Genomic DNA, 20,167 nt, shown 5'->3' on the forward strand with positions numbered 1-20,167 from the left:
AGTTAAACGGCGCGATGACGCCTGATAATCCACACACTTCGCCACGCTGCATTGCGTGATTTGCAATGCAGCGTGGGTTCATGACGGCTGCTGCGAGCGAGTCAGGGGAAGGTTCAACCAGCGCCGCCCTGTGGCATTCGCGATGGCATTGCCAATGGCCGCAGCCATTGGTCCCTGGACGATCTCGGCGGCGCCGAGAAACGGTTGTCCCGGTTGATCGAGCAGATGGACGTCGACCTTTTTGGGCACTTGCGAAAAGCGCAGGATCGGGTAACCACTCCAGTCGTAGCTGCGAATGCCTCCGGGGTCATAGGCGACTTTTTCATACAGCGTCCAACTGGTTGACTGGACGACCCCCCCTTGCACTTGGTTGCGCAAGCCGTCGGGATTGACGATCTGCCCAACGTCCACGGCTGTGACGACGTGATCGATCTGCACTTCGCCAGTCTGAGGGTGCACCTGAAGGCGCACCGCGATGGCGCAATACCCCATGATGTTTTTGTAGCGGGCGAACGCGAAACCTATGCCCGCGCCAGGAGCGCTGCTTCTTTGCGGCCAGGCAATGGCGTCGCGAACTCGCTCCACCACGGCTCGCGCCCTGGGATCGGTCAGATGGGCAAGGCGCAAGGCAACTGGATCGACTTCGGCCTTGATGGCCAGCTCATCCATGCAGGCCTCGATTGCGAAAATGTTGATGTGCGCGCCGAGTGAACGCATGGCCGATGTGCGAAATGGCATCTCGGTAACGAAGTTCATGTCGATGCGCGTCGAGCCCAATGTGTACAGGGGCACCGCGTTGCGATCGCCGTCGCCTTCGGGTTGTGCGATAGGCACCGAAGGCGCAGAGATGAAAGGGCGGGCCAGCAGCCGCGCCGGCAGCAAGCGTCCGGCATTGACGATGCGTTCGTTATGAGGCGTGGTCCATAGCTCGCAGTTCCAGTCCTGCAGTCGACCCTGCGCATCAAGGTTGGCCTGGACCTCGGTAATCATCGCCGAGCTGTAGGGCTCCCAGAGATTTTCCTGTTCGCGCATCCACTGCACCCGAACCGGGGTGCCCGGTAGTCGCATGGCAATCAGCGCCGCGTCGGCCGCTGCATCGTCCGCGCCGTTGTGACCATAGCAACCCGAGCCTTCGGTGTGGATACAACGAACGCGCTCGGGTGGCAGTCCTGTCATTTCGGCAATCCCGGCGCGCAGGGGGTACACACCCTGTGTGTGGGTCCAGACCGTGAGGGTGCCGTCCTTGAGCCAGGCCACGGCGCATGACGGGCCGATGGAGCCGTGCATCAAATACTGTTTGGTTACGCGCGCGCGGTAGCTATGGTGGGGCACGTCTTGCGGGGTACCTTCATGACTGATTGGATAACGGCGTGAGGGGAGCCGTTCGAGCAAGGTATGGATCGATCCAGACTCGGGGATTGCCTGACCACCACTCCAATAGGCCGACTCGTATCCGCTGCGCATGGCCTTGATCGCTTGCCATTCATCAAGCGCCACCACGGCCAGATAATTACCATCACGAATCACTTGCACGACCCCGGGCAGCATCTTGATCGATTTCGCATCGAAGACCTCCAGCCTGCTGCCGGGACGCGGCGGGCGGATGACTCGCGCATGCACCATGCCTGGCAGACGAATGTCTTGAACGAACGCGGCACCGCCGCTGACTTTGGCCGCAATATCCAGCCTTTGCAGCGAATGGCCGATCAGCTTGAATTGCGTCGCCGGCATGACCGGCGATTCGGCCTTGGCGTAGAGGTGCAGATCGACATTCTTGACGGCGTCGGCATAGCTCATTCGCTGCCCGGTGGGGCCGAGAATGATGCCTTGCTCGGTGCTCAGCAGTGCCGGCAATACCTCCCAGCTACGCCCGGCCGACTCCAGCAGTAACTCACGTACCTGCGCCGCCGCGTTGTACAGCGCGGTCCCACTGTCGAAAATACTGTGGCTACCGGCGGTGTAGCCTTCGTTAGGTGTCAGAGCCGTATCGGCGGTAAGCAAATTGATCGCCGCCGGGGAGACTTCCAGGCGTTCCGCGGCTATTTGCAATAGGGCTGTCTTGACGCCGGTGCCCAACTCAACCTTGCCGGTGTAGACGGTGATGCCATCTGCGCCGACCCGGATCCAGGCATCGAGATAGGGGTTGGTGCGCAGGCTGCCGGGCAGGTCCGGCGCCCGCACTACCGTGCCAAGCGTATCAACTTCGGTGTCTGCCCATGCGCGTCGGGTCATCGGCGCGAGGGTGAATGCCATCAACAAGGCGCCGCCCTTCAAGAAGGCGCGGCGACTGTGAGTCATCTCTTTAACCTGCGTCATAGCGAACTCCGGTTTTGCCTGGCTACAAGGCTGATCGCGTCGATAATTCGCAGGTGGGTTCCGCACCGACACAGGTTGCCTGCCATGTACTGGCGTATGGTCTGTTCGTCCGGGGACGGATTGCTTTCCAGCAATGCCTGGGCGCGCATCAACATACCGGCGATGCAGTAGCCGCACTGGGCCGCCTGTTTATCGATGAAGGCCTTCTGTAAAGGGCCGGGGCGCTCGACGGTGCCGAGGCTTTCAACCGTTCTAACCTGTTTGCCGTCAAGGCCCGCGCAGGGTGTCACGCAGGAAAACACAGGCTTGTCATCGACAATGACGGTACAGGCACCGCATTGGCCCAAGCCGCACCCGTATTTGGCGCCATTGAGCCCCAGGTGATTGCGCAGCGCGTAGAGCAGCGGCATGTCAGGTTCCAGCTCCAGTGTCTGGGGCGAGCCGTTGACATTGAGAGTGACTTGGGTCATTTCGTCTCCTGGCGTATCGCTTCAAGGGTGGCAGAAAGGTCAGTCCAGGGTTGGTCGGGACTGGCCTGGTGGCGCAGGTATGACGCCAGGGCTGAGAGTTGGGCGTTGTCGAGGCTGGCGGCAAACGGCGGCATCACCGGACCCGGCACGCCCGGGATGGCCGGGATGCCATCGAGTACGGTTTTCAGGAAGTTGCGCGCGCTTGAGGCTTGTAATGCTGACGTACGATTCAACGCCGGACGCCCGTCGATTTCGCGCATCGGTGCCGCCGCGCCATGGCAACCGGCACAGGCGCTGGCGAAGAGCATGGCGCCACTGGCTTGGGCGGCGGGCTCGGCGCTGGCAGCATCGGGATGGATTTCCCTGATCACAGCCCTGCCGGGCAGACTCAGCAAGTACTCGGCAATCGCCTCTGCATCGGCCACCGGCATGCGTGCCAGGCCAAGACTGACCGCACGCATCGGTCCAGCCGCGGTGCCATGCCCCTCCACGATTTCCGCGCGAAGGTAGCGCACCAATTGCTCAGTGCTCCATGCGTTTGCACCACGGGCCATGCCGAGTAGCGAAGGCGCTTGCCAACCCTCCACGGAACCGCCCGCCAGGCTTTCGCCGCTCTTCTGGGCACCGAGTAAGTTCAGAGGTGAATGACACCCTGCGCAGTGGCCGGGCCCTTGGACCAGATAACGCCCGCGATTCCAGGCTTCAGATTGTCGTGCTACTGGCGTGAGTGGCTTGGCGTGCAGGAACAGCAGATTCCAGAATGAGACTAGCGGGCGGATGTTCATCGGGAAGTTCATGTCGTTTTGCATGGCCGGTGAGTCCACGGCAGGGCCGCTCATCAAGTACGCATAGGCGTCAGCGATGTCGTCTGTGGTCATGCGCCGGTAATGTACGTATGGAAAGGCCGGGTAAAGGAAGTGACCATCGCGTGAGATCCCTTCGCGCATCGCCCGCTCGAATGCCGGCAGCGACCATTGGCCAATTCCGGTCTGCGGATCCGCAGTGATATTGGTGCTGTAGAGCGTGCCAAACGGCGTTCTTAGCGGCAGGCCCCCCGCCATGTATTGGCCCCCGGGTCGTGTATGGCACACCGCACAATCGCCCGCCTCGACAACGCGAGCACCGCGTTGCAATTGTGCGGAATCGAAGGTTCGCGGACGCTCGATGGGAGCTATCGCCGGACGCCACATCAGCATCACGGCCCCGATCGCGCCTACCGAAGCCAGGACCACGGCGCTGATCCATAACGGCTTGGCTCTGATGAAACTGCCCTTCATGAAAATGCCCGGTGCCGCAGACGCGCGGTCGCAAGTGATGATGAGTTGGGGGTCATGAACAGCTCCTCGGTCAGCCTGGGAAGGGCGCCGGAGGAGAGACCTCTGCGCCAAGTGCCGAAGGTAAGGAAGGTGTGGCTGTTGGAGTATCCGCGGATCGCGCAATAGCCTGTTGCGCCAAGCGCAAGGCGAGTGCGCGTTGCATATGGCGCATCACTCAATTGCTCATGGGGTGGATTCTGCGGATCGACCGCTGCCTTTAGCCTTGACGCCACTTTCTCGAACTCAACGAGGTGTCATCATGCTCACGGGTAACCCGGCGGCAACGGCCAAGGCCGAACAATCTGCTTCACTCTCTGGCCTGATGGTCGCGTTCCTGGCGTTTTGCTGCGGCGCGGTCGTTGCCAACCTTTATTACGCTCAGCCAATTGTCGAACTGATCGCGCCGCAGATCGGCCTGTCCAGCGCCAATGCCAGTCTGATTGTTTCGCTCACACAGTTTGGTTATGCGTTGGGCCTGCTGTTGCTGGTGCCACTGGCCGACCTGATGGAAAACCGACGCCTTGTCGTGGGTTTTACCCTCGCTGCGAGCGTGACCCTGTTGTGTGCCGGTCTGACGCATTCGCCGTCGATGTTCCTCATATTGTCCTTGCTGATCGGTCTTACCTCAGTGGCGGTGCAGATTCTTGTGCCGCTGGCGGCGCATCTGGCGCCGGAAGCAACGCGTGGGCGCGTTGTTGGCAACATCATGAGCGGGCTGTTGCTGGGCATTCTGCTGTCACGTCCGCTGTCGAGCCTGCTGGTGGAAGTGTTCGGCTGGCGCGGGGTGTTTTTCAGCGCCGCGGCACTGATGGCCGTCATCGCCGTGATTATGGCGACTGCGCTGCCGCGGCGTGTGCCGACTCATCAGGCCACGTACCCGGCGTTGATCGGTTCGGTGTTTGCGCTTGCCCGTCGCCACCCGGTTCTGCGGCAACGTTCGTTGTATCAGGGCTTATTGTTCGCCAGCTTCAGCCTCTTCTGGACCCTCGCGCCCATCGAGCTGATACGTAACCACGCGTTCAGTCAGGCGCAGGTTGCGATTTTTGCGCTGGTCGGAGCCGTCGGTGCAGTGGCAGCACCGATTGCCGGGCGCTTGGCCGATGCTGGGCATGGCCGCCGCGGGACGCTGGCTGCACTGCTGTTGGCACCCGTCTCGCTATTGATCGCGGCGCTGCCTGGCAGCAGTTACCTCTGGCTGGTGGTGTGTGCAGCGCTGCTGGATTTCGCCGTGCAACTGAACATGGTGCTGGGCCAACGAGAGGTGTATGCCATCGACCCGCACAGTCGCGCGCGCCTGAATGCGGTTTACATGACCAGCATCTTCGTGGGGGGTGCCTTGGGCTCGTTGGTGGCGAGCCCACTGTATGAACATTTCGGCTGGAACCTGTCTGCCGTGACGGTGGCATTGTTGCCTGCTCTGGCTTTGCTAATGTTTCTGGGACGTAAGGCAGAGGCCTGAGCGCCAGGCGTCGGTGAAAGGTGTGAGGTGCGTTCGTACAAGACGGCGCGAGACGAGTGATGCACAATCGTCTGCGTTCCTTTTCGACCGGATTGCACCTATGGACAAGCTGCTGGCATTGAAGATGTTTGTTGAAACCGTGCGTTGTGGTGGTTATTCCGCCGCGGCACGCAAACTCGGCATCTCGACATCTTCGGTGACACGCCAGGTGGCAGGACTCGAAAATGAGTTGGGCGCCAGTCTTCTTAACCGTACGACTCGCAACACCAGCGTTACCGTCGCTGGGCAAACCTATTTCGAGAAGGCCGTCGCCATTCTCGATGCCATTGATCAAGCCGATGCCGTAGTCGCCGACCGTGGCATCGAGGCCCAGGGACGCCTACGGATCAGCGTCCCGGTGGAGTTTGGTCGACGAATCATCGCGCCGCATCTGGGTCGATTGCTTGCTCGTCATCCAGGACTCGAAATCAGCGTGTCGTTGAGCGATCAGGTCAGCGACCTGCTGAGCGAACAGATCGATGTGTCGGTGCGTCTCGGATCGTCGGTGGTCAGTGAGGATATCGTCAGCAAACGGGTAGGGGCCTTCCAGCGCTGGGTGGTGGCCAGCCCGGACTATCTGAGTCGTCACGCGGTGCCGTCTCATCCCCGTGACTTGCTGGAGCTACAATGCCTGCGCTTCGATTACGGTGGTTCGCACCACCACTGGACGTTCCAGGGCGAGGACGAAAGCATCCAGCTCAACGTCCACGGTCGCCTGCAAAGCAACAACGCCGATATCCTGCGTGAAGCGGCGATCGCCAGCGGCGGGGTGGCCTTGCTGGCCGACTGGCTGGTACGTGACGACGTCGCCGCCGGCCGGCTGGCACGGTTGCTGGAGCATTATGAAGTCAATCCCGGCAGCGCGAGCAGTTGTATCAATGCCCTGTATTTACCCAATCACCGGGGCTCCAGCCGGATCAATGTGTTCATTGATTTTCTTGAGGAGATCCTCGCGCCTGATCGATTGGATAACCGCTAGCGCCAACTCAGGTGCGTAGTTTTCTGTCGGGAGAACCGGGGTGGCACAACAGAAAACGCATGCGCCAGAAACGACAAAGCCCTGATTAATCAGGGCTTTGTCGTATAAAGATGGCGGAGGCGATGTCCGCTATTTCTACGTATTTTGAGTTCTATTGCTGTCTGGTTGTGTACTAAAAAATCGTTATTAAACATGTAGATACTAAGTTTTTTGTCTTTTGTATTCCAGCGGACGTTACCGAAAGCCATCATCCAAGGTGTGGGCTGGAGTGTGGGCTGGAGCTGATTTAGATTAGGTCATCGTCCTTAAAAAGATGAGGTGACGCATGGCTTCACTTACGACAAAGGCGGTGGAGAAAATAGTCAGGGCCGGCTTGCCTGGCATGACCAATGACGGTGATGGGCTGTATCTGAGAGTTGGCCCTACAGGCTGCGCCAGTTGGCTTTTCCGCTACAAACTCTCAGGAAAGAGCCGATACATGGGCTTGGGGAGGCATCCTGAGACAAGTCTCGCGGTAGCTCGGGAAAAAGCTGCTGATGCTAGAAGGCTGAGCAGATCTGGAGTCGATCCAATTGCGAGTCGAGATGAGAAGTTGGAGCGGAAAAGGCTGGAAAAAGAAACCAGATCATTATCAGAGGACAAAGCCCCGACCAAACAGATAACCTTTAAGGAGGTTGCTCTCGATTACATCGCTGCCCATAAGGCGGGCTGGAAAAATGCCAAGCACGCTCAGCAGTGGAAGAACACGCTGACTACTTATGCGTTCAAGGTCATAGGCGATCTTCCCACGCAGGAGATAGGCATTGAACATGTGCTGAAAATCCTCAAACCGATTTGGACAGAAAAGCCCGAAACCGCCAGCCGTTTGCGAAACCGTATCGAACTGGTCCTCGATGCAGCAAAAGCTCGAGACCTACGCGTTGGAGAAAACCCCGCTCGATGGCGAGGACACTTGGACAAGCTTTTGCCTCCCCGCCAAAAAGTACGTGCTGTAAAACATCACGCAGCAATCCCATGGACCGATCTTCCCGCCTTCGTGGCGACTCTTGAGAAAGCAGAAGATCTGAGTTCTAAAGCCGTAAACTTCACGATCCTGACTGCCTGCCGAACCAGCGAGGTGCTGTTAGCTACGTGGGCGGAGGTTGATCTCGTTGCAGGGATATGGACTATTCCAGCGTCGCGAATGAAAGCGGGGAAAGAGCACCGGGTTCCACTGTCGAAAGCCGCATTGGATCTACTGATCGGTCTACCTCGCGTAGAAGGGAACAATCATCTGTTTCCTGGCGCAAGAAAAGGGAGGCCTCTGAGCAATATGGCGATGTTGATGGTGTTGCGTCGAATGAAGCGCAACGATCTCACGACTCACGGATTCCGTTCGACTTTTAGGGATTGGGTTAGTGAGGTCACTCACTATCCTCGAGAGGTCTGCGAGCAGGCGCTTGCACACACAGTAGAGAATGCGGTTGAGGCTGCTTATCGCCGTGGAGATCTTTTCGAGAAACGACGGCGGTTGATGGATGATTGGGCGGGATATGCCAAGGGTATCCAGATAAAAAGTAGATAGAGCACCTGGGAGAGTGAGAGTGGGTCAACAGATCTCAACCATGCTGCTGTTTCTGGATGGCTTACGGGGTGGCATATTGATATCCTAGCTGCCTGAAGCAGTCATGGAGCGAGTGAGAGTAATTTAGCTTGCTATTTATTTTCTAGAATAGGCTGAATATTTTCGCATGGTAAGTGCTAGTTGTAAGTTGAAGGATCCGTTTCCGGTACAGTTGTTGGCAGACTTAAATCTGGGAAATATGGATGGGCATAGAGATGAGCTAACTAAAGATATATTTATTCTAACTAGGTCTGTCATTTCATTTCTGGATGATAAGCATTCGATTATTTCTGGTCCGTTCGGCTCTGGGAAAAGTGCCATTTTTAATCTGCTTAAGAACGGTAGTGGTCTATTAAAGACCTATGCTGATGATCTTGTGGTGACCATCGATGAGCAAATTCAATTTCAAGAGCTAAAAAATGATTCTGAGACTTTTTTTCCGAATCTTTCCGAGAGGCTGAAGTATCAGCTGTTGTGGAAATTTCAAACTTGTAGGCGGGTGTCGGAAGAAATCGCAAAACTCGAAAACTTCCCAGTTGGTGAAAATGAGGAGTATTTGGGTGAGTTTCTGAATCGAACAGGTGGGCAAGGAGGTTATCTTTCAGTAATGGCAAGATTGAAGGATCTTGCAAGCAAGTTTTCGTTTAAAATAAATGCTAAGTTGTCTGATGTTCCTGTAGATGTTGAGCTTTCAAAAGACTCCTCTAAAACGACTAAGAGAATTGAGTTAAATCTCGATGCGGTAATCATGCATGCGTCGCGCTGTATTGAAAAGCGCGGGCTTCGCCAAGCTACGGTTATAATTGATAAGATTGATAAATTTGTAGCTGGTGAAGAGTATCAGACGCAAAGATCTTACATTGAGTCGTTGTTGCAGTTGGAAGACGATCTTTATGGTGAAAAAAAGATCAGGTTCAAAATATTTATTCGCTCTGATTTGTATGACCGTTTGGATTTTTCAGCTTTAGGGCCTGATAAGGCAGAGGATAACACTCTTAGATTGGTTTGGAGTAAGGAGGAGATAAGGTCCTTCCTTGCTAAACGTATATATAATGCCCTCGCGCAGCGAGGTGTCTGGGATTTGGATCGTATTATTGAGTCATCAGATCTCTCTGATTACTCACTTCGATGGTATGAACGACGCCTGTTGAAAGACAAGACCATCGGGGTAAGCTATATAGCAGCCCACATCTATAGCAAGCTTTTGGGTAGAAAGCCAAATCGGCGGACTTTACATGAGAAGGTTGATCTAACTGTTATCGGAAAGCTCTTCTTTCCCGAGCTCCTTCATGAGTGTCCGGATGGGAAGAAAAAAAGCATTTCCTACCAAGACTTTTTGGATACGCATTTTTTAGATGGTAATAATAGCTGTACTCCTCGGTATATGCTTGTTTTCTTGAAGGAGTTATTTGAAGAGGCAAATAATTATTATTTGAAAAGCCCTAATGTCATTGTTACACCAGTTTTGCATGGGGGGGATTGGGTGTATAAACTCTTGACTCCTGAGTTGGTGTATGGCGCGTACTTGAAGGCTAAGGAAAAATACATAAGGCATATTGCAAAGGTTGATGATAAATGGGCGCAAAATATTGCGGAGCTGCTGGGGAAAAAAAGTAATAAAAAAACATTTGACTATAAGTGGATTAGAAACAATATAACGTTTGTGGGTGATGCGAATGATCAGGCGTTAAGTTTTTTGATTTATCTTCAAGTTATCGGTTTTTTCAAGGTTAGAAAGTTCGACGTGGATATTAGGAAAAGATTGTTCGAATTGCCTATCCTTTACAGTAGTGCATCGGGTGCGGTTGAACACGATATTTGAGTTTGGTTGTAGGTGGTTTTTGTCTTATGGAGTGTCAGCAGGGCACTTCCATAGACATTATTTGCAGGGAATAAGCTTTTCTAAGCTTTTTACCGTTGGTGTGCTATTTGTTTGAGGTGGGGCGGACAAGATCATCGCCTCCGCTTCCGAAGTTTTTCTCCAAGCCTCAATCAATCGGGTAGTACCTCCATGATAAGCAGTACCTCATCGGATCAAGAAATCGAAAAATTCCTTCGAGTGGTGAAGAACGATGCCAGTTCGGATGCGGTTCTTGCTGCACAATTGGCGAAAATATACGTTGATTCGGGTGAGTTATATTTGCCAGGCTCAGATTTGGTGGCAGATGTAGCATCCACAGGAGGGCCATCTTCATTGAGTACACTTTTGTGCCCTTTGTTTCTTCGGTCAGCGGGATTGGCAGTGCCAAAGCTAGGTGTTCCAGGTCGCCCTGCGGGAGGTATCGATAGCCTGGCTCAAGTCGACGGATATAGAGCAGGGCTTTCGTCAGCAGATCTTGTTAACATAATGCAGACTACCGGCTATGCGCACTTTTTAGCGGACGGGCGTTATGCCCCTCTCGACGCACGTGTTTTTAAACTACGGCAGTTGCATGGAGCTCAGCAGGTCCCCACTCTTGTCGTAGCGAGTTTGCTTTCAAAGAAAATAGCCGTTGGGGTAAAGCTTGCCGGGCTAGATGTTCGTGTCGCACCACACGGAAACTTTGGCCTCTCTTGGAGCGACGCGCGCCACAATGCTGAGCTCTTTGTTAATTCAGCAAAAATTCATGACATCAAAGCGTACCCAGTTTTGACCGATGGGCGATTCCCTTATCAGCCTTACATTGGTAGGGGCGAGGCTCTCGTTGCATTAGACTCCATCTTTGTCGGATCAGCCTCCAAGGGACTCGCTCGTCACTTTGAACAATGTCGACTTCTGTCCCTTGCCGTAACGCCCCAAGATTTATGTGGGCGCGTCGCAACGATTGGTCCGCGTGAGCTCCAGAGACATTTTCTTGCTAATCTGATCGCACAAGGTGGTTCGTTGAAGGCCTTTGAGCAGAGGGTCCAGTTGGTGAAGTCGAAGCATATCTATGAGCTGCGTGCATTGGATAACGGATTTTTCTCGGTTTTTATGGAGGGGGTTCGGCAAACATTGGTGCACTACCAGGTGAAGGCTGAGAAGCAGAGCGATAGATTTTCTGATCCTGTTGGAGTGATCCTGCTTTGCGAGTCAGGCGAATGGGTTCGGAAGGGGGATGTGGTGGCAACGGTGCGTGTTGCTGACGTTAGACATAAGCAGCGCGTTATTCGTGAGCTCAGCACTTGGATTTGCAAAACGTCCCCTACTCCGTTAGGCGTTCTGGGCGAAGGAGTGTTTTAAAAATGAGTAAGTACTGTTGTTTTTTCTGCCCAGCAAAAGACTATACGGAGAAAACTCTGGATCAGTCATGCCCGGTTTGTGGCCGAACCTACGGATTCGTACTGAAAAGTCGCCCAGTGCGTATTGGAGACTACGATATCACCCGTGATCTTGGGAGAGGTTTCTATGGTGCCGCGTTTGTCGCGGAGCGCGGACCGTTTAAGAAGAAGTTTGTTCTAAAGATCGCACCTGTCGAGTTCTATACTTTTTCGCCAAAACCTCCTTCGAAGAAGAGACTCAGTTGCATGCGCGGCTTGCAGAGGCAGCAGAGCATGTCGTGGGAATTATCGACCGCTTTGATGAGGATGTCGTATTTGCCGATGAAACATCTTTGCGATGTCACGTCACCGTACTTGATTTTGTGAACGGGGAGCTTTTACGAGACTATATTGATGGAGCGATGGCTCCAAGTGCTGCGACTATATGCCAAATTGCCATTGACCTGCTGCGAATCCGAGCAGAATTCGAAACCAACGAGCTCAACCACAATGATCTCCACGCGGAGAATCTAATTGTTGAGGAGCTTCCCCCTCAAGCTCGTCGTCAGAATGCTATCGACGATTCCATAAGGGTCAAGGCCATAGACCTTGGAAGTATCTCGGATGAGAGCAAGAGTGGTAATGAGCGATTTGGTGATTTGCTTTTCATTGCTACTCATGTCGACTCGTTACTCAATAGATTGTTGTCTAATCCCTCGGAGCTTGATGATCGGGATTTTCGAACTGCGTTGGCATTGCAGAGTATCGTACATGGCCTGCTTTCTGACGCCCAGAACCTGCGTCAGCCAAACTCCCATGACTTAATTACGCAGATTGAGGATGCCTACTATCGTGCCGCACAACCTTGGCGGCCATGGAGCGCGCCACTCAAACTTAAAGGATTCGCAGATCATTACAACGCTCAGACTCTTGTGTCTTGGGACGTGCCGCGGCTTCTAGTTGACCCAGAGGGGCGTTGGCTGTCCGAGGTCACCAAACCAGGGCCTCAGATCATCACTGGGATGCGTGGCTGCGGCAAGACGATGCTGCTTCGGGCACTAGACATTCACGCTCGGGCTGCAGTAGGTGAAAACGAGACCGCAGAGGACGCGATTGATAGGATTCAGGATGACGGGTTTGTGGGGCTCTTCGTGTCGGCGCAACGATTGTTAGACCTTCGCCAATCCACGGCTAAGCTTGAACATCGTCTTACGCGGCTTTTTGTTTATTACGCTCTGCAAGCGGCAAGAGCGCTAATGCATCTCAGGGATCTAAACGCGCGAATTGTGCTTCCTAATGCTCATATTACTCTCGCGACAGCTGTTTCGGGCTATTTAGAGTGTGGGGGCGGCCTAGAGGATGTGTCATCAATAGATGACCTAGAGCGTCGCCTAGAAAAAATCGCCGTCCTTACATCAAGAGGGAGTACCGATTTTGTAGTTAAACAGGCTCCTGCCGATGTTTTTCAACATCTGGCGGAGCAGTTTCGAACCTGTAGCACTATAACCGCAGATTCGTCGGTTTTTTTCTTGCTCGATGACGTTTCTACTCGCTACCTCGAACTCGAACGCATAGATGAAATTCTTTCAGCACTGCTGTTCCAAAGTCCGACATGTGCATTTAAGTTCACGTCTGAATGGCAAACAATTGAGCTGGGCCTCCGATCCCCGGGAAGAATTCATCCTATTCGAGTCGATCGCGATTTGGCGGTATTCGACCTTGGCGCGGATGTTTATGAAACTATCAACTCGTCGGGCAAGGGTAAGGGTGAGGATTTTGTTGAGAGAATTCTCCAGCAACGCGCCAACTTCCATATTTCACATCCCAAGTACAGTCCAAGGAATCTATTAGGCGATGTGCCGCTTGAGCAAGTTGCTAGAGAGATTGCATCTTCTAGCTCGACATCGAAGGAAAAGAAGCAGGCTTATCGCGGTCTCTCTTGTCTGACCAGTGTTTGTGTTGGTGACATAGGTGACGTAATTAAGCTGTATGAGGAAATTATCAAGCGCGCCTCAGCGAACCGAAAGCACATGACGATTCCGATTTCAGAGTCAATTCAAGCTGACTGTTTTCAGGCTATTAGCTCTCGCAGATTGTATGACTTGAATCGGCGAGGGGGGTATTACAAAAACCACGCTCTGGCGTTCGCCCAAGCAGCACATGATCTGTTGACTCGCTCTTATCGTGAGGGTGTGAAGAGTAGTCAGGCTTCGCCGAGATTAAGGCAGTACTCATCGATTTACGTCAGAGTAACTACGGAAGACCAAGAAAGTTTAAAACAGCAGATTGATCAACTTCGCGAACTTATTGATGCTGGTGTTTTTGTTTATGCAGGTGGAGCTCCACGCACTAAGACAAAAGACTCGAATCCGATGCAGCAGTTTAAGCTGAGCTATCGAAAGATCTACGGTTTGGCTGCATTCATCGGACTTGCGGATAGAGACAGATTTGAGCTTTCAGGGGAGGACCTAGGAGAGTGGCTGGGTAAGCCTGACAAGGATATCCTCCTTAGAAATCAAATTAAAGGTGAAGTGGAAAGCGGTGTTGCAGGCGAAATAAATAAGGAACGGTTACTTCCACCTCCACTTGTAGTGCAAACGGAAGAGAAGAATTTTCAAACAAGTTTGTTCCAAGAAGGGGTAGAGCTTGAAGTGGATGATACCCCTTCTCCGTTGGGCGGTTCGTTCTCCAAACGCATCGATGTAACCGTCAGTGAAATCACTGCGGAAAGTCTTGAATCCTTGCCTATCAACGGCGTGCTTACGGGGCTTGGCTTTGAAGACCGGACTTTAGCCTCAAATCAGCTTCTAGCAAGTCACGTCAAGTCGGGTACTGTCTACGCGATACGATATGACTTTGCCGAACGAGCAGAGGTTATACGCGCTGCGTGGATAGCGTCTGGCCGAGATTTGTGTGAGTTAGAGTATGCAACCGCTGTACTGGCTCTACCGCGGATGCAAGGTTTGTCATTAATTGATGTTTCTGGCCTGCCAAAATCCATCATATTTTCAGCGATTCAGAGAGAGCTCAGAGAAAAGGGGCGGGTACTTGTAAGTCATATGTCTGCTGAACAACACTATCCGTTGCAAGAGGATCTACAACATCTATTTTCAGTGGAGCAAGCCGAAAATCCAATAGCCTTCTTAGAAAGTCTGGGGCGTGTGCTTAAGGGGGAAGAAGGCCCTTACGCTGATGTGATGCTCCTTGATGAGGAGGTCGATCTTTCCCGGAGTAGAGCTCTCTTGGCATTCGCATCAGCGAAGCACGAGCGTCTGTCGTCACTATTAGATAAGCGTGAGTTCGACTATGTCGAGATCATCACTCCTATTGGGGATGAGCCGCGAGCAAAAGTAGCAAATTATGCTGCCGATTTTGTTTGTCAGAATTTTCAAAACTCTAAGGTCATGCGAGTTGAAGGTCAAGATCTTGGGAAAATGGTGGAATACCTAGATGCCCGATACCTGGATATATATAGTTCAGCGGGTGCAAATGTCGAGCTTGGGCTCACAGGTTCCAAGATGCAAGCGGTAGCTGCCGCGGTCCTTAGCTCTAGACGGAAGATTGCTCAGGCTTGGTACTTAAGCCCCGCGAAATTTGACGAAACGCGGTTCTCAAAAGGAGTTGGTGAAATGCGGATTTACGACATTTCCGTTAGTCGACCTTAAGGGGGATGTGCTAATTGAGATGTTCAGTTTTGTCAGACTAACTCGATGAGTTGAGGGTTGGTGGCTTAACAGATTTTACGGATTTCCGCGTTTTATTTTGGTGAGTGAAAGCTCTTTGCGGTAGTTGTTAGGTTGTTAAGAAGGAGCCGAATTGTGACAGAAGAAGTGATTTTGCAACTATGATTGGTTCAGCTCATACAGGATAGGGAATTGATCGAATGACAGTACGCTCCATTAAGGCGCTCGTGAGCGAATTAGAGCAGTTTGAACCGGGTAAACCGCTCCTGCACTATATAACACATGCCCGATTTCCTAATTTTAAGGGGCTCGAGCGAAACACTAGGATTGATTTTTCTTTTCCGCTCACTGCTCTCGTTGGTGCGAATGGAATCGGTAAGAGCTCAATCTTGCATGCTTTGCATGGAATGCCTGAAGGGGAAAGCACAGCAAAGTTTTGGTTTTCGACAGCGTTAGATCCAATACTAAATATCGTCCAAGACCCGCCACGTTATATATATGGACACTGGCATGAAAGCTATAATGGATCGGTAGAGACGCGCAAAGCCCGCGTTTTTAGCAAAAAGCGCGAATATGAGTACTGGGAACCCACAAAGGCAACAAAGCGTGATGGAATGGAGGCAATACCCTCTAAATCCTACGTCAGGAAGGATAAGGATCGATGGAACGCTGTCGAACGTGATGTTGTTTATATGAACATGAAAGTGGTTATTGGAGCCTTTGACAGGACATTCAACTTTGGTAGAACTACGGATCAGCTTTCAGCCAAGCACGCAGAGATGCGCGCCGGTGCTACCAAGCTAAAAAGTGTCGTTGATCGTCAGGCTACTAGTTGGTTCGTTGGTGGGGGCAGAGAGCGTGTTTTCGAGAATCGGCCATTAAATGCTGTAGAACTTCGCAATGTCTCCAGAATTCTCGGGCGCGAATACAATTCTGCGCAGTATATCCGCCATTCTCTCTATCCCGACCAAAAAGGAGGAGACGTCAGCGTAATTTTTGATCGAGGATTTAAGTATTCAGAAGCATTTGCAGGTAGCGGAGAGGTAGCTATTGTCAGTTTGGTTGTGCGAATTCTGAGTGCGCCAAAATACGCCCTTGTATTGCTTGACGAACCTGAGACATCGCTGCATCCGGGAGCACAACGTGAGTTGTTGCGCTTTCTCCTCGAGGAAATTAAAAAGAAACATCTTCAAGTTGTGGTATCAACCCACTCAATCGAGTTTCTTGAAGAGCTGCCTCATAATGCGATAAAGGTGTTCGAGGACAATGGCTACGGCAAGTCCCGTGTACTGAATGAGTGCTCGCCTTATGTAGCACTGAATCGATTAGGTAGGCCGGCCACTAATAAAAAACGTATATATGTAGAGGACCGGCTTGCGCAAGCTCTCATAGAGCGTGCAGCAGAGGGGTTGGATGCAGGTGAGCGAAGTGTAATTGAGATTGTAGTGGCTCAAGGTGGGGCGCAAGGCATTCTGGCAAATCAGGTACCAACCCACATTACGGCCGAGACTGATTGCTATGTCCTGCTTGATGGCGACCAGAGGAAGGTGGATCACTTCACTGATCCAGACGGCCTATCTCCCCAAAAATATGAAGATCTTGAGATCATCATCAAGGATGAAATTGGATGTAAACCAGCGTTCGCTCTGAACGGTGGACGTGATCTTGCAGGTAAGGCTCAAGATAAAATCCAGAAACAGCTCCAGTACTTGCGTTGGATCCGCTCGCGCCTTGCTTTCTTGCCTCGGTTATGCCCTGACGCAGTGTTGCTCAGCGCTAAAGAAAGCGAAGGACTGATGAGTTCTGCGCAGATTAAGGACGCGCTGTACGCGAAAATAGGTGGGGATCAGACGCCCGATGGATTTCTTGGCGTTGCGAAGTATCTATTGAGGCAGTTGTCGGATGATAATGCTGACCTATGCGCAATTCGAGCTATCTTGAGGCGTTGGTTGGATCAACCAGGGTGAGAGCCCGGTACCTGATAAAAGCTATTTTTTGTGAAACGGAAATGATGCGAGCTATAACTGAAGTCCCGAAACTCACTGCTCTTGACCTGTTTAGCGGCTGTGGTGGCCTGAGCGAAGGACTCCAACAAGCAGGCTTTCGCGTTGCTGCAGCTGTAGAAATAGACAGCAAAGCCCAAGAAACCTACTCACTAAATCATCCCAAGGTGAAACTCTACGCAGAGGACATCCGAAATTTGGATGCGGAGGTGGTACTAAAAGAGGTGGGCTTGCGTCGAGGGGAGCTGGACCTTTTAGCGGGATGTCCTCCTTGTCAAGGGTTTTCTAGGCTTCGTACAAAGAACAAGGGGGCATCTGTATTCGACCCGAGAAACGACCTAGTTAGTGATTTTTTGCGTTTTATCCGGGAGATGCTACCTAAGAGCATCATGATGGAGAATGTTCCTGCATTAGCAAACGACAGTCGCTTTCAAAAGCTCTGCATAGCCATCGCCGATCTTGGTTATACGTACGTGGTTCAGGTACTCGACGCCGCCGACTACAATGTCCCGCAGCGACGAAAACGCCTGATTTTGCTAGCCTCGCGCGTACATGTACCGGCAGTTGCCGATAAGCAAATTGACAGAGTCACAGTGCGTCAAGCTTTCGCTGGCATTGGAGCGCGTTCAACGACAACAGATTTGCTGCATGCAATGCCTGAGCGTCGCTCTCCCAAGGTGATGGATATGATAAAGCAGATTCCAAAGGATGGGGGGAGTCGCATGGACTTGCCCATTGAGTTTCAATTGGAATGTCACAAAAAGGCTAATGGTTTTTTTGATGTATATGGACGAATGTCTTGGGATGATGTGGCCCCCACCATTACAAGTGGCTGTTTTAATCCCTCAAAGGGACGTTTCTTGCACCCATCTTATAATCGAGCTATAACTTTGCGAGAGGCTGCAATTTTACAAGGATTTCCTTCTAACTACCAATTTGTTACCTCTCATGGGAAGGAATCAATAGCGTTGATGATAGGTAATGCTCTTCCTCCGCCATTCATTGCCGCGCATGCATTTGCGTTGCATAAAGGTATCGTGGCTTCAATGAGGGATGCACAACATGAACATTCCGTTATATAGATCAAATAGATTTTGTCATAGATAGGCAGACTTTACAAAAGTAACTCTAAGTTACTCCAGCTCGTGGAGCTAAGACGATTACTATCGTCACGACTGCAACAGCTATTCCAGGGTAACGGAGTGCGAGGGAGAAATTTTTCTTTGTGCCATTACCTTACCTCGAGTATGAGGTAAGGGTTGCCCGGGGGGAGTGATTCGAAGATTAGCTCAGGATCTTTGAGTAAATAGCCTTTGAGTTTCGCCTTCTTTCGTGGGCCTTCAACGTGGCAGGTCCAGATATTCAGTCCATCGGCACGCTTCCTGTGGGCTTTTAGTTTCTCAAACTGCTTCTGCGCCCAACGCCATTCTTCAATCTCTTGATCAGACCCCTGTGAGATACCAGGAAACTCCTGAACGTAGCGTTGGAAGAGGCCAGGTGTGACCAGAAATACGCTGCCACACACTGTGTGGATTTTAGCTTTGCTGTCATTGATGATCAGCTTGTGATTCTGGATGCCTGCCTTGACCCAATTCAGGAATGCCTGGCCAGGGTTATCCGAAGGGAGGGTTGAAGTCTCGAGAGCGCTTTCTGACGGTGCATCACTGGCCTCAGGTTCTGCCAATTCGAACATATCCAGCAACGTTCCGAGATAGTCGGCATCCTCCATCGCCAGTGGCTCGGGCTGCGATGGGCTTTGTGTTGATCTCGTACTGACTGCCTTGGGGGCTGGTGGTGATACCGGAGCGTCGGACGGGAGGTCATCGAATGTAACGCTCACCGTGCCGCTGAAAGTTTCAGGGCGGTCTTCACTTCCCCAAATCAACGATGGTTGTAGTCGCAGAAAGGTAAATCTCTGCTGCCAGTTGCCCTGTGCCACGAGCGCAGTCCAGATAGCTTTGCCTTCTGGAGTCGACTCGACCAGCCCATGCGACTGCAGTTCGTCGAACACGGCAATGTTGGACGTGGGGATGCCCTCAATCGACTGCGACAGCACATAGGCCCGCAGCTTGTCCGTGACCGTCTTGCTGACCAGCCACAGGGCGTCTTCAGTCAACCAACCCGCGGCACCCGGCTGGTTGAGTTTCAGCTCGTGCTGGACCAGATGACGCAGTCCGCTGATCAAGTGGTGTTGCAACGAATGAATCGGCGCGTGCAGCGCCTTGCTCGGGTTGCCGCCGATGTTCTGCGCGGTGGAGACGCGGTCGGCCTGAATGACCAATTCGCCCAGCACGCCGGCACGTTCGTACTGGCCCGCCAGGACATACAGCAGGCTGGCCCACAGCGATGGAAATCCACTCAGCCAGTCCAAGATTGGTCGGTCAAGAATCTGGGTGTAAAGCAAGCCTGCGGCAGCACCGTGCAAATGATAGTCACGACCCTTGAGGTAACGAAAACGGTAGGGCTGATCCAGTGGTCCCTGCCAGGGATGCCAGGGACTACCATCCTGGCGTTCGACCAGCAGGTCCACGGCGATCTTGCCGATGTCATGCAGCAGGGCGCCATAGGCGATGCCAGCCGACCAGGCATCGGTCTGGGCGGCTTGGTCTTCGGGCGCGGCGCCGGTGGGAAGCAGATACGACTGACGCAGTTTCAGACTGCACGCGACCAGTTCCAGTCCATGGTCGAGCATGCCGCCGAGATACGCATGGTGATGCGTCTCGCTGGCCGGGAGTTGCTGGACCTGTTCGGCGTAGCGATGGATCGGATTTAAGTAGAGCTGGGTGAATTGGGCGTGGGAGAGGGCGGTGTATTGCCAGATGCGATCGAGTAACTGACGGCGGTGTTCCGATGCTAACAAGCTGTGGGCCGACTCGATGGACAGGTAACCTTCGGCGACGCTCACGGTCGGTGGTGGAGGGGGCTTGTGCCTTTTGCGGCGAAACAGGCTGAGCATCGTGACCTCCGGGAAGTGGCTGGGTCAGTGGCCTTTTAGCCTTTTCGGATAGGGCTCTTACCCTTGAGTCCCCATTCCCTTCCAACCCTTACCCGTCCTTTTGGCTCGTGTCCCTTTGTGCCGC

At 52.8% G+C, this 20,167-nt stretch carries 12 protein-coding genes; 8 read left to right on the forward strand and 4 right to left on the reverse strand.

From position 1 onward, the window contains the following. Positions 1-78: 78 nt before the first annotated feature. From QOM08_RS12295 to QOM08_RS12305, 3 genes are read right to left on the reverse strand one after another with little or no spacing between them, the layout of a single operon-like run. On the reverse strand, positions 79-2,316 hold the full coding sequence (locus QOM08_RS12295) for a xanthine dehydrogenase family protein molybdopterin-binding subunit (RefSeq protein WP_047226587.1): 2,238 nt from the start codon (positions 2,314-2,316) through the stop codon (positions 79-81). After that, the gene (locus QOM08_RS12300; RefSeq protein ID WP_047226586.1) at positions 2,313-2,786 is read right to left on the reverse strand and encodes a (2Fe-2S)-binding protein; all 474 of its coding nucleotides are present in this window, start codon (positions 2,784-2,786) and stop codon (positions 2,313-2,315) included. Before QOM08_RS12300 ends, QOM08_RS12295 begins: the two co-directional genes overlap by 4 nt. Continuing rightward, positions 2,783-4,063: a c-type cytochrome gene (locus QOM08_RS12305; protein ID WP_080962871.1), complete on the reverse strand. Its 1,281-nt coding sequence runs from the start codon at positions 4,061-4,063 to the stop codon at positions 2,783-2,785. Before QOM08_RS12305 ends, QOM08_RS12300 begins: the two co-directional genes overlap by 4 nt. Positions 4,064-4,361: 298 nt before the next feature. Here QOM08_RS12305 and QOM08_RS12310 point away from each other — a divergent pair, with 298 nt between their 5' ends. The 8 genes from QOM08_RS12310 (at position 4,362) to QOM08_RS12345 (ending at position 18,169) form a co-directional block, all read left to right on the forward strand. Next, positions 4,362-5,561 carry an MFS transporter gene (locus tag QOM08_RS12310; RefSeq protein ID WP_139050378.1) on the forward strand — a complete coding sequence of 400 codons (1,200 nt, stop codon included), beginning with the start codon at positions 4,362-4,364 and terminating at the stop codon, positions 5,559-5,561. A gap of 100 nt (positions 5,562-5,661) precedes the next feature. Beyond that, a complete protein-coding gene (locus tag QOM08_RS12315) occupies positions 5,662-6,579 on the forward strand; it encodes a LysR family transcriptional regulator (protein ID WP_107322533.1) in 918 nt (305 codons plus the stop codon). 325 nt (positions 6,580-6,904) lie between these two features. Beyond that, positions 6,905-8,143 (forward strand): tyrosine-type recombinase/integrase, encoded by a 1,239-nt coding sequence (locus tag QOM08_RS12320; protein ID WP_316913013.1) that lies wholly within the window; start codon positions 6,905-6,907, stop codon positions 8,141-8,143. 214 nt (positions 8,144-8,357) lie between these two features. After that, the gene (locus QOM08_RS12325) at positions 8,358-10,004 is read left to right on the forward strand and encodes a P-loop ATPase, Sll1717 family (protein ID WP_316913014.1); all 1,647 of its coding nucleotides are present in this window, start codon (positions 8,358-8,360) and stop codon (positions 10,002-10,004) included. Positions 10,005-10,193: 189 nt separating this feature from the next. Further along, positions 10,194-11,384 (forward strand): hypothetical protein, encoded by a 1,191-nt coding sequence (locus QOM08_RS12330; RefSeq protein ID WP_316913015.1) that lies wholly within the window; start codon positions 10,194-10,196, stop codon positions 11,382-11,384. A gap of 316 nt (positions 11,385-11,700) precedes the next feature. Then, positions 11,701-15,066 carry a hypothetical protein gene (locus tag QOM08_RS12335; protein WP_316913016.1) on the forward strand — a complete coding sequence of 1,122 codons (3,366 nt, stop codon included), beginning with the start codon at positions 11,701-11,703 and terminating at the stop codon, positions 15,064-15,066. 218 nt (positions 15,067-15,284) lie between these two features. Next, on the forward strand, positions 15,285-17,051 hold the full coding sequence (locus QOM08_RS12340) for an ATP-dependent nuclease (protein ID WP_316913017.1): 1,767 nt from the start codon (positions 15,285-15,287) through the stop codon (positions 17,049-17,051). A gap of 41 nt (positions 17,052-17,092) precedes the next feature. Continuing rightward, positions 17,093-18,169, forward strand: a complete 1,077-nt coding sequence (locus tag QOM08_RS12345) for a DNA cytosine methyltransferase (RefSeq protein WP_316913018.1) — start codon at positions 17,093-17,095, stop codon at positions 18,167-18,169. 149 nt (positions 18,170-18,318) lie between these two features. Here QOM08_RS12345 and mobH read toward each other — a convergent pair whose 3' ends face one another. Continuing rightward, positions 18,319-20,043, reverse strand: coding sequence for a MobH family relaxase (mobH, locus tag QOM08_RS12350; protein WP_316913019.1), 1,725 nt, complete (start codon positions 20,041-20,043; stop codon positions 18,319-18,321). Between the last annotated feature and the right edge of the window lie 124 nt (positions 20,044-20,167).

The sequence above is a fragment of the Pseudomonas sp. P105 genome (genome assembly GCF_032614175.1).
GTDB lineage: Bacteria > Pseudomonadota > Gammaproteobacteria > Pseudomonadales > Pseudomonadaceae > Aquipseudomonas > Aquipseudomonas rhizophila.

Bases quoted from the DNA above. Each gene is read 5' to 3' on its own strand.
- QOM08_RS12295 (WP_047226587.1), bottom strand. From the start codon at position 2,316: ATGACGCAGGTTAAAGAGATGACTCACAGTCGCCGCGCCTTCTTGAAG.
- QOM08_RS12300 (WP_047226586.1), bottom strand. From the start codon at position 2,786: ATGACCCAAGTCACTCTCAATGTCAACGGCTCGCCCCAGACACTGGAG.
- QOM08_RS12305 (WP_080962871.1), bottom strand. From the start codon at position 4,063: ATGAAGGGCAGTTTCATCAGAGCCAAGCCGTTATGGATCAGCGCCGTG.
- QOM08_RS12310 (WP_139050378.1), top strand. From the start codon at position 4,362: ATGCTCACGGGTAACCCGGCGGCAACGGCCAAGGCCGAACAATCTGCT.
- QOM08_RS12315 (WP_107322533.1), top strand. From the start codon at position 5,662: ATGGACAAGCTGCTGGCATTGAAGATGTTTGTTGAAACCGTGCGTTGT.
- QOM08_RS12320 (WP_316913013.1), top strand. From the start codon at position 6,905: ATGGCTTCACTTACGACAAAGGCGGTGGAGAAAATAGTCAGGGCCGGC.
- QOM08_RS12330 (WP_316913015.1), top strand. From the start codon at position 10,194: ATGATAAGCAGTACCTCATCGGATCAAGAAATCGAAAAATTCCTTCGA.
- QOM08_RS12340 (WP_316913017.1), top strand. From the start codon at position 15,285: ATGACAGTACGCTCCATTAAGGCGCTCGTGAGCGAATTAGAGCAGTTT.
- QOM08_RS12345 (WP_316913018.1), top strand. From the start codon at position 17,093: ATGATGCGAGCTATAACTGAAGTCCCGAAACTCACTGCTCTTGACCTG.
- mobH (WP_316913019.1), bottom strand. From the start codon at position 20,043: ATGCTCAGCCTGTTTCGCCGCAAAAGGCACAAGCCCCCTCCACCACCG.